We start from the raw sequence: 12,810 nt of genomic DNA on the forward strand, positions 1-12,810 counted from the left end.
TTGGAAGCTGTAGGAATCTATGTCCACAGCATGACCAAGGGCTCGGTTTGAATCAGTACGAAACCCTTTTTAGGTCTGAGAGGGTTTATCCAAACGGGTCGGAGTGACAATGCTGCGTTTAAAGAAGAACAGGAACCCGGTACTGATTGCATACCCAACCGCCCACGCCTGGGCGTTTTGATTACCAAATCGCTCGTGGCCACGATTGATCTGCTGAACGCTGACCAGCTCCCATCCTTCTCTGCCGTGGCGATTCAATGTCGCCAGAGTTTCAGGGTTGCTCAAATATCTGTGGATGTCCGGTTCGGTAGTGTCGTCCGTCGACTTGAACATCAGCACGCCGCTGGTCAAGGTTTTGTAGGGAAGGGGGACGAAGGCCTGGGTGTATTCAAAGAGTGTCATAGGATACCAACTGCAAGGTGGGGTGATCGGACAGATCATCATCGAAAAGCTCGGCGATTGGTGTCCGGGAATTTTGCCCAATCAGGAAGTCTTTTTCAGAATTCCCCTTGAGTGGTGTTTAAGACGGATTCGGGTCCACGCAGTTAACGCAATCCTCGCCCAGTATCGCGTCGGCAGGTAGGGCGAGCTGAGGGCGAAGCAACTGTCGTATCCTACTGAATCCACTTTGCTCATCAGAAAGCTTCAGTCGCGCGCGATGAGTACCAAACGCCATCATTATTGACGGGCATAGCGCTTTTGCATATGGCTCATTCAGGCGCTAACAACTCCACCATGGCCTTTATTTTTCGAGATATGGGGGAATAACGTGTTGCCGCTGACCGAAAACTGACCCAGTAGAGGCTCTTCTGCCGACTGAAAACTGACCCAGGTGTTCAACTGCTTCTGCTCACTTTTCGAGCAGGAGAACACAGGGTGATCAGCATGGAAATGTTGGGAAAAATCCGGCGGATGTACTTCCGCGACAAGCTCTCGCTGCATCAGATAGCCAAGCGTACCGGGCTGTCGAGAAACACCATCCGAAAATGGGTCAGAGCGCCCGAAGCCATTCAGCCAGCGTACCAACGGTGCGCAACCTTCAATAAGCTCAGCCCTTTTCACGAGACCCTGGAGCAGGCGCTCAAGGCCGATTCGTTCCGGCCAAAACACAACCGCAGGAGCGCCAAAGCACTTTTTGAGCAGATCAAAGCCGAGGGTTATGACGGCGGTTACAGCCAGCTCACGGCGTTTGTGCGCTCTTGGCGAGGCGAGCAAGGCAAGTCTTTACGCGCTTTTGTACCGCTGACGTTTGCGCTCGGTGAGGCCTTTCAATTTGACTGGAGCGAAGAAGGCCTGCTGATCGGTGGTCTTTTTCGACGTATCCAGGTCTCCCACATGAAGCTGTGTGCCAGCCGCGCATTCTGGTTGGTTGCGTACCCCAGCCAAGGCCACGAGATGCTGTTTGATGCCCACACCCGTTCGTTTGGAGCGTTGGGTGGTGTGCCGCGTCGCGGCATCTACGACAACATGAAAACGGCTGTCGACAAGGTCAACAAAGGCAAAGGGCGCACGGTCAACGCCCGGTTTTCCGTGATGTGCGCGCACTATCTGTTCGATCCGGACTTCTGCAACGTGGCCTCTGGCTGGGAAAAAGGCATCGTCGAAAAGAACGTTCAGGACAGCCGGAGGCGAATCTGGCTCGATGCTCAAAACTGCATGTTTCACACCTTCGAGGAACTGAATGTCTGGCTCGGCCAACGTTGCCGGTCGCTCTGGAGCGAACTGGTGCATCCGCAGTACAACGGGCTGACGGTGGCCGAGGTCTTAGAGCTGGAGCAGGTCGAAATGATGCCAATGCCGACGGCATTTGATGGCTACGTCGAGCGTACCGTGCGGGTCTCCAGCACCTGTCTGATCAGCGTGGCGCGAAATCGCTATTCAGTGCCATGTGAGCGAGTCGGCCAGTGGGTCAGCAGCCGTTTGTACCCTTCGCGGATCGTGGTCATTGCCGACGAAACGGTGATCGCCAGTCACGAGCGCCTCTTTGATCGAGATCAGGTCAGTTTTGACTGGCAGCACTACATCCCACTCATCGAACGCAAGCCTGGTGCATTGCGCAACGGTGCGCCATTTGCTGATCTGCCAAAACCGTTACGGCTTCTCAAACGAGGACTGAGGCGTCACACCAACGGTGATCGAATCATGATGCAGGTACTGGCTGCTGTGCCAATTGCGGGGCTCGAACCTGTGCTGGTGGCGGTGGAGCTGGTACTTGAATCGGGAAGTCTGAGCGCCGATCACATCCTCAATGTCCTTGCCCGCCTGACCTCCACCGCACTACCTCCCAGTGTAGAAACCAGCCTGCAACTCAAGGTCGCGCCTGTTGCCAATACAGCACGCTACGACCGGCTCCGTGCGACCGATGAGGAGAATCGCAATGCGTGACCTAATGACTGAACTCAAAGAACTTCGCCTGCACGGCATGGCCAGTGCTTGGGAAGAACTGGTCTCTCAAGGAACAGCGTCGACGGCTTCATCGAAATGGCTGTTGGAACATCTGCTTCAGCAGGAACATGCGGATCGCGCGGTGCGCTCGGTGAATCATCAGATGAACATGGCAAAACTCCCCATGCACCGTGACTTAGCTGGCTTTGACTTCAGCGCTTCCAGCGCTGATGCCCGGCTGGTCAGCGATCTATCCAGCTTAGCGTTCACTGAAACGGCGCAGAATGTCGTGTTCATCGGCGGCCCTGGAACCGGGAAAACACACCTGGCCAGTGCCTTGGCTGTATCCGGAATCACGGCCCACAACAAACGCGTGCGCTTCTTTTCCACGGTGGATCTGGTGAATCTGCTGGAGCGTGAGAAGTACGATGGCAAGGCAGGGCGAATCGCCCAGGGACTGCTTCGCACAGACCTGGTGATACTGGATGAGCTGGGATATTTGCCCTTTAGCCAAAGCGGCGGTGCCCTGTTATTTCACCTGCTGTCCAAACTGTACGAACACACCAGCGTGGTCATCACCACCAACCTCAGCTTCTCGGAATGGTCGAGTGTGTTTGGCGACGCCAAGATGACCACCGCGTTGTTGGATCGGCTGACACATCACTGCCACATCGTCGAAACGGGCAACGAGTCCTACCGCCTACAACACAGCACCTTGGCCGCCCAGACAAAGATCAAGTCACGGGAACGAAAGCGCAAGGACGGAGATGATGTCGAGGACGATGAGCCATTTTGATCCGCACCATAAATACCCTGCTGCATGCCTACATGCGGTGGGGGTTGATGCGTCTTGAATCGGCCCACTGCTGCTAAGCTTATCCACAATTGCTGGGACAGAAATCAGCAATCCGTCCTGGGTCAATTTTCAATCGGCAGGGTGGGTCAGTTTTCAATCAGCGCCAACATGAATAACGGAACCCATCAGCACAAGCGCACCACGAACGTAACACTTAAAGTGCCCAGATCACCGCTCCCTTTATTGCGCATTAAGAAATTACCCGATGGAAACGTTTTTTATGGCTTTATCGAACCGTCCGGAAATCATCGATACCGCTGATGGCCATTCCCTTTCCAACTCAGACAACAGCGATCTTGGGAGCAATTGGCAGGTGCGTTTCTGGATGATTTTCTCCGGTCAAACTCTTTCCCTGATCGGCTCCGGGCTGACCCAGTTCGTTCTCCTTTGGTGGATTACAGACACAACGGGTAGTCTGACAGCGCTGGCAACCGCTGGGGTCGTAGCGCTCTTGCCACAGGCGCTGATCAGCCCTCTGGGAGGCATATTTGCTGACCGCTACAGTCGCCGCGTGTTGATGATTGCCACCGATATGATCAGCGCGCTGTGCATGTCGATATTGATCGTACTGTTTCTTACCGAGCGTGTTGAACTGTGGCACATTTACTGGATGATGTTCGTACGCAGCGCGATGCAGGCGTTCCAGACGCCGGCCGCATCGGCTAGTGTTGCTATGCTTGTGCCACGCAGTTTTTTACCCCGTGCAGCGGGTCTGAGTCAGGCCATGCAGGGGATAATCTTGGTAGCTGCCGCACCGCTAGGCGCGCTCGCTATCAGCATGTTCCCGCTTGGATGGGCACTGTCCATCGATGTGGTGACAGCACTATTGGGCTGCTTGCCGTTGTTGCGCTACCGTATTCCCCAGGCATCCAATAGCAACCGCACGGGCCTATCAACTCTAAGGAGTGAGTTTCGCGATGGCTTGCATTTGATCTGGAGTCACCCTGGCTTGCGCCGCCTCTATGCGTTGATGGGGGCCGTGGTACTTGTGATTATGCCTTCGTTCACATTGGTGCCATTGTTGGTCAAAGAGCACTTCGGCGGTGGTGCGCCGCACGTTGCGTTTATTGATGCGATGGCAGGCGCTGGCATGTTGGTAGGGGGCGTAGTTGTGGCGCTATTTGCGCCTCGCCAGCCAGTCACATGGATCCTCTGGGGCTTCGCTACCTCATGTTTCGCGCTAGCATTAACAGGTCTGATGCCGGCCGACCGCTTCAACATCGCCGCAGTGTGTTGGATGGTTAGTGGCATGTCCTTCATTCTAGGCGATGCCCCAATGACTGCATTGCTGCAAAGCAGCATCCCCAATCACCTGCAAGGGCGTGGTCTTTCGTTGCTGAATATGGTCATGGGGCTAGCCGCTCCACTAGGTTTGGCACTGACAACTCCACTAGGTGAGCTTATCGGCGTGCGATGGCTGTTTGTCGTTACCGGCGTGTTAGGCGGACTGATTTGCCTGATGGGATTTTTTTCAACCGCCGTGCGCCGTCTTGAAGACGGCACGCACTATTGATGCCCACTCACAATTAACGTTCATGGCATGGAACCGATAACGACTTCAAGCGCCAGTTTGGGTATACGAAAGTGCGGTTTCGCGGGCGCTCTAAAAAAACACCGGATAACAGGCCGCGCTCTTTACCCTGTCGAATCTTGGTGGGGCGAAAGCGCCTGTCGGGGATAGGAAAGTTGTACCTAAGTGTGGAAAACGTCTTGGGACGGTGCTAATCGACAAAAACTCAATGAATTAAACGCGGGAAAAGTTTGATGGTCTGATAGGGCGGGGGTGAACCTCAGGCTAAAAGGTGATCAAAAGTTGATGCCTGCTTCAGACCTTCCTCAAGGCGTTTAATGAAACAACCTGGAGGTGCCATGGTGTAATCATCTACCTGCTGACGCTATGAATGCCTGAATAACGTGAATCTCAGGATGCAGCGCTTGGTTGTGAAGGTTACACGTTCAAATGCGCCCCTTTAGTCAATATAGCAGCGTTTAAAATTGATAGAAAAACAAGGTCAACCATGTCATATCAAATAGCAGAACCCGCTTACTTCACAACGACCCAAAGCCCAGTAGAGGTTTATACAGAATGGGACCCGTTGGAGGAGGTTATCGTCGGAATCATGGATGATATTCGTGTCCCGGATTGGGACATCGGCTTAAAAGCAATTATCCCGAAAGAGTCCAGTGATTTTTTTATGACGCGCTCCGGGCGACGCTTCCCAGAGGAGTTGCTTGTTAAAGCCAGGCAAGAAGTCAACACCTTGGCGCGAATATTGGAAACTGAAGGCGTTCGCGTAAAAAGGCCCAATGAGTCAAATCACCACCAGCCCATCATGACGCCGCACTTTACAACGGGCGGAACCTTTTACTCCGCCATGCCCAGAGATTGTCTTTTCGCGATCGGCAAAAAAATCATTGAAGTACCCATGGCTTGGCGAAGCCGTTACTTCGAGACCTTCGCGTTCCGCGACCTGTTGAACGACTATTTCAGTCAGGGCGCCGAGTGGATCGCGGCCCCCAAGCCCATGCTTAAGGACGATGTCTGGCAACCGAATTATGATTTCGAACAAGAACTTCCGTTTCGTTCTATTATCACGGAGGTGGAGCCGCTGTTTGACGCCGCCGATTTTATGAAGATGGGCCGGGATGTTATCGGGCAGCGCAGCCATGTGACGAACAATAAAGGCATTGAATGGTTGCGTAGAACCTTGGGTCCGGACTACCACGTGCACATCTATGAGTTTGAAGAGCCGGGCCCCATGCACATTGATACAACGATATTGCCGTTAGCACCGGGCCGCGTACTCATCAATAAAGATTGGGTGCCACAGATTCCTGATATTTTCAAGGACTGGGAAATTCTCAATCCGCCCCCTCTAACCTCCCGGATGACCATCCTTTGTTCATTACGTCGAAGTGGATTCACACGAATGTCCTGATGCTTGACGAGCGTACTGTCGTGGTCGAGAAAGATGAAGAGGCGCTCATTTCCGCTTTCCGCAAATGGGGCTTTGAAACCATTCTTTGCCCTTTCAAGCACTTCCAGTCCTTCGGCGGTTCGTTCCATTGTGCCACATTGGATGTTAAGCGACGGGGAGGACTGCACCGTTATATTTGAGGGCCTTGCCTAAGCGTGTTCAGGGCCTCAAAGCCCTGCAACTGACAAAAACATTTTCAATCTGACACAGACGATAGGAACTCGACATGCGCCCTACAAAAAAAATACTGGTGGTTTCTTCCGAGCTGGATGCCGCGAAAACGGTACGTGACGTCAAAACCATGTACCCGTCTGCCACGTGGGATTTTATCTTCCTGTTGGAGGATTTTCTGGGAGTGGCCAACGATGAGCTGAAGTGCCCTGAACACTTTATCGTACGCGATTTCGCCGACACAACCGGGGTGATGGCGGTGCTGGAAGTGATTGCCCAGCAACACGTTATCTCTCAGGTTGTCCCCAGCGATGAATTTTCTGTTTACATTGCTGCAGTGGCCAATGATCACTGGGATCTTCCCGGTATCACCCGTGAAAAAGCCAAATCTTTTCGTGACAAAAAAGCAATGAAGGAAATCGCTCAACACGCCGGTATCAGGACTGCGCGGGAAATTACCTTGTCCGACATAGAGGGCGGGCAAGTTGAATTTCCTGTGGTCGTTAAACCACGCTCTCTGGCAGGTTCAATGGGCGTCAAAATCATCACTGAAGCAAAACAACTGACAGAAATGGATGTCGACTGGGGAGCGGCCTACCGAGATATGGATGAGCGGCAGTACATGATTGAACAGTACAATCCTAATACCATTTATCATATTGACTGCATTGTCCTTAAGGGCCACCTATCTTTTATTTCAGTCGGTCAGTACTTGGGTAAGCCTATTGACTTCTTGCAAGAAAAGCCCGTCGGAGTATTGTCTGTACCTGATCAGGCTGTCGAAGATACGTGGCGACCTTTTGCTGAATCCGTGATTAACGCTTTTGAAGCCCCTGAGGGGGTTTATCACATTGAAGCCTTTGCCGATGCCGGTTTCGGCTTAGAGTTATTGGAGATTGCTTATCGTCCTGGCGGAGCAGCGATTGTAGAAATGATTGAGATGGTGCATGGGCTGAATTTGAAATGCATTCACTTAGCGGCGCAACTGGGGCTTGTCGATTATGTCGATTGGCAACGTCAGGAAGAGGCGTTTGGTTATATGACTTTTCCAAAAAAGCATCTTTCTACTGAAGAGCTTTACGTCACTCAGATTTCGTTGCCTCCCCTCGAAAGCATGCCGACCTTGAGAACCCACGCAGTGCCGACTCTAGGTGACATCGCATCAGGTGAATTCTACTGTTACAAGGATTCGTTGGGATCCTTCGTATTTTGTGGAGACCGTGACCTTGTCTCACGGGATGTTCACTACCTGAGAGAGCATTACTCAGTACAGGTCGCCGCAAAAAAGAGCCCTCCGTTTGATGAGTGATATTCCTCTTTGCACAATCAATGACAACCACATTTAAAAGAGCTGTCAGGTTATGGAAAAAAATAAGCCAAACACTATTCTGATCGTCTCCTTCACGTGCGCGATACAATAGCAAATCTTACGCCTTTTTGAGATCAGGGAACTGACAAGCAAGTACGAGCCACTTAGATGGCAAGCAAGTCCTGAACACTCTGGCGCATGACATTCGACGTGATAGATACACTTTCGGATCCCATACTTGGAAATCGAGGAAAATAACATGCTAAATAGAATTTAATCATCCTCCCCGACCAGCTATGTCAGTTCGAGTAGCTCATCGACAGGCGTCAATCCAAGCATAAATGTCAGGCCCCCACGAGGTGGGCCAGTTGATTCGTTAGTAGGTGCGGCTAGCGATAATAAGCTTGTTTACATTGGTGATGAGCACGGTGAGGTTTTTATACCTAAACTTATTGCCGAGTCCGCTAAAAAACTTAAGAATGCAGGCGTCGACCACTTAGCTGTAGAGTTTGTAAAACACTCCGACGGGGCGGCGTTCAGAGAAGCATTGAGCTATGGAAAAAGCGCTGTCAAAAGCTTTTTGGAAGCATCATGGGGCCAGCACGGAGATGCGTGGTTAGATAAGGTTTCTGAAGCGCTGTGCTGCGCTCATGGTGCAGGTATCCATGTCTCTGTAGTTGATAGAAAAATGGTTGTGGAGCAGCCTAAAACCGCAATGCAGAAAATCCTGTATATGAAAAAAAGGCTAGCTTTAAATGCGGCGTGGGATGCTACTGCCGCAAGAGAAGCCTCTGCTGTTTGCGCGAATAAAAGTATGGTGTGGGGCGGTGCTGGCCATTTTAGCAACAGCAAGACTGACGGACTAAAAGACATGCGGCCAGGTCTGGTAATCTCGTTCGATCTTACCGGAAGTGGCTTCAGCAGAATCAACGATGCTGATGAGCATAGCCATATCGTGATCTCTGGAGAGAATAACTAAGGAAACTCTGAAGAAGACTTCCAAATTTGGCAGATTTCAACCGCTGAGACGCCTGCTGAAGCAGATGACCTTCGCAGACGCCGAGTACGCTGGCAAACGCAAGCAACCCGTAAAGAGCGTTTCCTGATCGAGATGGCTCAGGTCGTGCCCTGGAAGGGATTGATCAATTTGATCGAGCCTCATTACCCTAAGGGTGTTGGCGCTGATTGAAAACTGACCCATCCTGCCGATTGAAAATTTGACCCAGGACGGATTGCTGATTTCTGTCCCAGCAATTGTGGATAAGCTTAGTAGCAGTATGCCGATTCAAGAAGCATCAAGCCCCACCGCATGTATGCATGAAGCGGGGTATTTTGGTGCGCATCAAAATGGCTCATCGTCCTCGATATCATCTCCGTCCTTGCGCTTCCGTTCCTGTGACTTGATCTTTGTCTGCGCGGCCAGCCAGCAGTTCACGCACTCGGTTAACTTCATTGCACTCCGTACTCCGAGGCATCGGGCCAGTTGGGAGCCAGCGACTGTGCGGACTGCGTGCCTCCGCAATAAATGACCTGAGTGGTAATTTGGTAAAAACACCGAACGTGTCATTGTTCGGCGGCTAATCCTGCGCTGTTCTGCCTTATTCCCATCGTGCCATGAAAATGGATCTACCGCTCTGGTGCGGGGATCGATGCACCAGCTTAGGAATGTTTTCTTCAGTGATGCCTTTGCCAGCAAAGAAATAGAAGCGGTCTTGCTTGGCTTCCTTGGTTCTCTGTTTAACGGCCTCGGCATCCAGAGGGATCATTTTTCCAAAATACCCAGGTTCAAATATTCTTTCTGATTCCGCTCGCTTGACGAACTCGGTGCCGCGGCCTTCAACTGTTGCGATGCAAATGACTTTTTTCGGCCGTTGGTCCTGATGCCATTGATCTGCACCCTGATTTTTGGCCCTCCGCAATTGAAATTCGTGAGGTATCAGTTGTTGCGGTCTCCCGGTAAGCGTGGTGGCAATGTCTTTTGCCACATCCGTTGTGGAACGTTCGTATTCGGTCGCCTTTAGGTCAACGACTTTTCCGAAGCGCTCGTCTCGCCAAGCGGGGTTGCTGAGACTGCTTTGCTGATGCAAATAGCTTCTCGTAGTTTCCGATATGGGAACAGTGAAGTATCCTTTCTCTTTAAGCTTTTCCGTCTTTTCCTGAATTTGTCTCTGGTCAAGTTTCAACTCATCAAAAGGCTGGGGCTGGGTGTGATACGCCGATGTGCCAGCTCCGCCACGGATGCCATAGGTCACGAATATTTCCTCTGAACGATGGTAATTTTAACCATGGAGCGGCCTTTTGAAGTCGTCATTAAACGACGTCAGCTCCTACTCCACCGTGCCGTCATTATGTGGTGCTAAGTGCGAAAAAGGTTCCTGAACGAGGCCGGATTTCGCAAACAGGAGCCGGGTTGTTTGATGCCTTTCTTGCCAAAATTGCCTTTCTCATTAGTAGACAACGCGCACGGCAGCGGTAGTCCCCCCAGAGCCGCATTAATAAATATTACAGATATTTGACGAGGGTCGCCCCAAGACCTATGAGCTTAAGTGCACTTTATGTTCCGTTGCTCCCCAAACCCCAAGAAGAACAAAAATCCGGTGCTGATCGCTTAACCAAACGCACAGCGCTGTGCATTTTGGTTGCCAATTTGTTCATGGCCACGATTGATCTGCTGAACGCTCACCAGCTCCCATCCTTCTCTGCCGTGGCGATTCAATACGGCCAGCATTTCAGGGTTTTTCAAATATCCGTGCATGTCCGGTTCGGTAGTGTCGTCCGTCGACTTGAACATCAGCACGCCGCTGGTAACGGTTTTGTAGGGGAGTGGGACGAAGGTCTGGGTGTATTCAAAAGTGGTCATGGGTCAGCCTCACGCAGTGGCCGCGATTACGGATCGGTTGTCTTTGAAGCGCTGCATGATGTCGATCACCAGCGAGTTGACGGCCAGAATCTTCATGGCTCGTGTGACAGCGACGTATAGAAGGTTCAGCTCATCGTCGCGTTTGCCGGCGTCGATGTCAGGGGAAAGCGGATCCGCAGAAAAGTCGTCATAAAGCCCAACGAAGTCCCACTCCAGACCTTTGGCTCTGTGCGCAGTGGTAAGGGTCACGGTTGCATTGAGCTCCGACGTGACAGATGCAGCACGCAGCTGCTCGATTCGTTGGGGCAGATCCGCATAGTTTTCTATGATTTTGATCGAGCGCAGCATCTCAGGATCCTGCGTGGCCTTCGCGATCACGACATACTGATCGTAATCGGCATAGTCGGTCAGCAATTTGCGCTGCTGGACCTGGTCATTCATATGCCGGCTGAAATAGAACAGGTCCTCCAGATCGCGCAAGGAATAGCTGTCGATCCCTCCGATCCACTGCATGCGGTGGTTTTGGTTGACCAGGCGCAGCGCGTTCTCGATCACACCGCTCACAGTACGGTGCAGGTAGGTGCGGTGAGGGAGGTCGTCCGGTAAGGCTCGTTTCACCAACGTCGGCTGTCCCAGGCCTTGCAGGGGGATCTTTTCACCCTTGAAGGAAAGTATGACGTTGGCCACGTAGGCAACAGCCGGTCCAAATCTGAAGCTCTGGGTCAGGAAGTGTTTCTCGGCATCCTTCATCGCCGGGCTGTTTAAAGCATCCACAGCGCCTCTGAACCGATACAGCTGCTGATGCCGATCACCTACAGTGACTTGAGTTATTGTTTGGATCTGGACCAGGTTCGCGATGACCGGGTTCACGTCCTGCCCTTCGTCGAGCAAAATCGCACCGAAACGCTGGCTCAGATCTGGCTGGCTCATCTGGTACAGCTTCAGATAGCCATCGTGCGTCATGGGGACTGAGCGATCGTTGATATCGACCATCTTCTCCCAAACGTCTCTGGTCAGGTTGAGCGCTTTACTCATGTACTGCTGCTGGACCGAGGTCAGTCTGCGGTTGCTCTGGAATCGCACAAAGTGGTCTTCCAGCAGCTCCAGATCTTTGCTGGCCATGAAAGCATTGAGGGTCGAAACGATGTCTTTGGCCAGCTCCCAATCTTGGGTATTGATCGTCCTCGCGATGTCGGTCAAACGCAGATTGCCAGCCTGCTTGTGTTTGTACTGGCTGCCATAGACAGCGTAGGCAAGGCCGTGAGCTGTTTTGCAGGTCACGTTGCGGGGAAAACGATTCTTTGCCGCGATCTCAACGGCTTTGTTGTAGCAGAGGTACAGCATTTTGACCGACGAATTATGCGCGGCGTAACCGACGAGTGTCGTTGTCTTCCCGGTACCGGCAAACGCCTGGACCAGTAGCTTCTTCGCGAAGGAGTGAATAGCTGGCAGTTGTTCTTCTGTCCATTGCATGGAGGGCACCTAAAGGTATTTTTTGAAGCTGGACGCCGTAATGCTGACCGCCAGGCCGAGCAGTGCTGCGCATGGCAGGAGCACCAACAATGGGCTCACGCTGAATGGCAGAGCCAGGTAGAGGCTCCAGGGGATGATCACCAGCGGCACCATCGTTGCTCGAGCTTTGTGATACAGGTAGCTGGACTCGCGGCCGGCACCGAACCGCCGCAAGTCTCTGCGTACCAGTCCGTCCACAAAACCAACAAACGCCGTCATCACAAATAACGGGATTGCGAGGGTCAGGATCACCAGGCGCACGCAAAACACCAGTGTCGTGTAGAGCGCCGCAAGGCCGTAATCCTGAAACTTGCTGACTCCCACGCCGAGCATGTAGCGCATGTCGAAACCGCGTGATCGTTGTCCTGTCGCAGCATAATCAGAGGTGTGTTGAACCCAGTCCTGAAGCCCAGCCTTCACCACCAGCCAGTCATACGTGGTTTGAACCAGCCATGTCGCTGTTCGGCCAGGCTCTTGAACAACCACACTCTGCAGGAACCCCTTAGAGAGCCAGCTGAGTTCATGATCGAGCATTGCACGAGCATGCTGCCAACCGGCCTCCGGCCAGAAAAAGTACATGCAGATCCATTCGACGATAATGGCTCCCCCCAGAGAGAGGAACATTACTGCCGCGAATCGGAAGGGCAGGGTGAAGAGAGAACCTATGAACGACTGTTCGTGGTCTTGTTGCTGTTTCGCGCGATCGGCAACGTCAGCCATATCAGATGCCCCCTTGCCG

General features: G+C 52.4%; 10 protein-coding genes and 2 pseudogenes. 7 read left to right on the forward strand and 5 right to left on the reverse strand.

Going from position 1 to position 12,810, the window contains the following annotated elements; all coding sequences use genetic code 11:
• Positions 1–69: 69 nt before the first annotated feature.
• Complete coding sequence (locus tag I9H09_RS07195; RefSeq protein ID WP_053486490.1) at positions 70–402, reverse strand: DUF4177 domain-containing protein; 333 nt, start codon at positions 400–402, stop codon at positions 70–72.
• A gap of 483 nt (positions 403–885) precedes the next feature.
• On the opposite strand from I9H09_RS07195, the gene istA reads away from it, so the two are divergent.
• From istA to I9H09_RS07230, 7 genes and pseudogenes are all read left to right on the forward strand, one after another.
• Entirely contained in the window at positions 886–2,385 is a 1,500-nt protein-coding gene (gene istA / locus I9H09_RS07200; RefSeq protein WP_102619021.1) for an IS21 family transposase, read from the forward strand.
• Complete coding sequence (gene istB, locus I9H09_RS07205) at positions 2,378–3,181, forward strand: IS21-like element ISPsy20 family helper ATPase IstB (RefSeq protein WP_029241171.1); 804 nt, start codon at positions 2,378–2,380, stop codon at positions 3,179–3,181. Before istA ends, istB begins: the two co-directional genes overlap by 8 nt.
• Before the next feature lie 265 nt (positions 3,182–3,446).
• Positions 3,447–4,754 carry an MFS transporter gene (locus I9H09_RS07210; protein WP_183142468.1) on the forward strand — a complete coding sequence of 436 codons (1,308 nt, stop codon included), beginning with the start codon at positions 3,447–3,449 and terminating at the stop codon, positions 4,752–4,754.
• Between the two features lie 505 nt (positions 4,755–5,259).
• A pseudogene (locus I9H09_RS07215) lies at positions 5,260–6,359 on the forward strand (amidinotransferase).
• Positions 6,360–6,445: 86 nt separating this feature from the next.
• On the forward strand, positions 6,446–7,699 hold the full coding sequence (locus I9H09_RS07220; RefSeq protein WP_053486488.1) for an ATP-grasp domain-containing protein: 1,254 nt from the start codon (positions 6,446–6,448) through the stop codon (positions 7,697–7,699).
• A gap of 337 nt (positions 7,700–8,036) precedes the next feature.
• Positions 8,037–8,678, forward strand: a complete 642-nt coding sequence (locus tag I9H09_RS07225; RefSeq protein WP_053486487.1) for a hypothetical protein — start codon at positions 8,037–8,039, stop codon at positions 8,676–8,678.
• A 55-nt stretch (positions 8,679–8,733) separates the two neighbouring features.
• A pseudogene (locus I9H09_RS07230) lies at positions 8,734–8,879 on the forward strand (IS5/IS1182 family transposase); the annotation flags it as partial.
• Positions 8,880–9,297: 418 nt separating this feature from the next.
• Here I9H09_RS07230 and I9H09_RS07235 read toward each other — a convergent pair.
• The 4 genes from I9H09_RS07235 to I9H09_RS07250 all read right to left on the reverse strand — a co-directional run bounded on the left by I9H09_RS07235 (position 9,298) and on the right by I9H09_RS07250 (position 12,791).
• Positions 9,298–9,951 (reverse strand): type III effector HopAZ1, encoded by a 654-nt coding sequence (locus I9H09_RS07235; protein WP_053486486.1) that lies wholly within the window; start codon positions 9,949–9,951, stop codon positions 9,298–9,300.
• A gap of 356 nt (positions 9,952–10,307) precedes the next feature.
• Positions 10,308–10,559, reverse strand: a complete 252-nt coding sequence (locus tag I9H09_RS07240; protein WP_122311968.1) for a DUF4177 domain-containing protein — start codon at positions 10,557–10,559, stop codon at positions 10,308–10,310.
• A gap of 9 nt (positions 10,560–10,568) precedes the next feature.
• Positions 10,569–12,032, reverse strand: coding sequence for a UvrD-helicase domain-containing protein (locus tag I9H09_RS07245; RefSeq protein WP_236502574.1), 1,464 nt, complete (start codon positions 12,030–12,032; stop codon positions 10,569–10,571).
• Between the two features lie 9 nt (positions 12,033–12,041).
• Positions 12,042–12,791: a TIGR03747 family integrating conjugative element membrane protein gene (locus tag I9H09_RS07250; protein WP_057414221.1), complete on the reverse strand. Its 750-nt coding sequence runs from the start codon at positions 12,789–12,791 to the stop codon at positions 12,042–12,044.
• Positions 12,792–12,810 lie beyond the last annotated feature (19 nt).

Origin of the sequence: Pseudomonas tremae (assembly GCF_023278125.1) — a bacterium.
In the GTDB taxonomy this organism is placed as follows: Bacteria; Pseudomonadota; Gammaproteobacteria; order Pseudomonadales; family Pseudomonadaceae; genus Aquipseudomonas; species Aquipseudomonas tremae.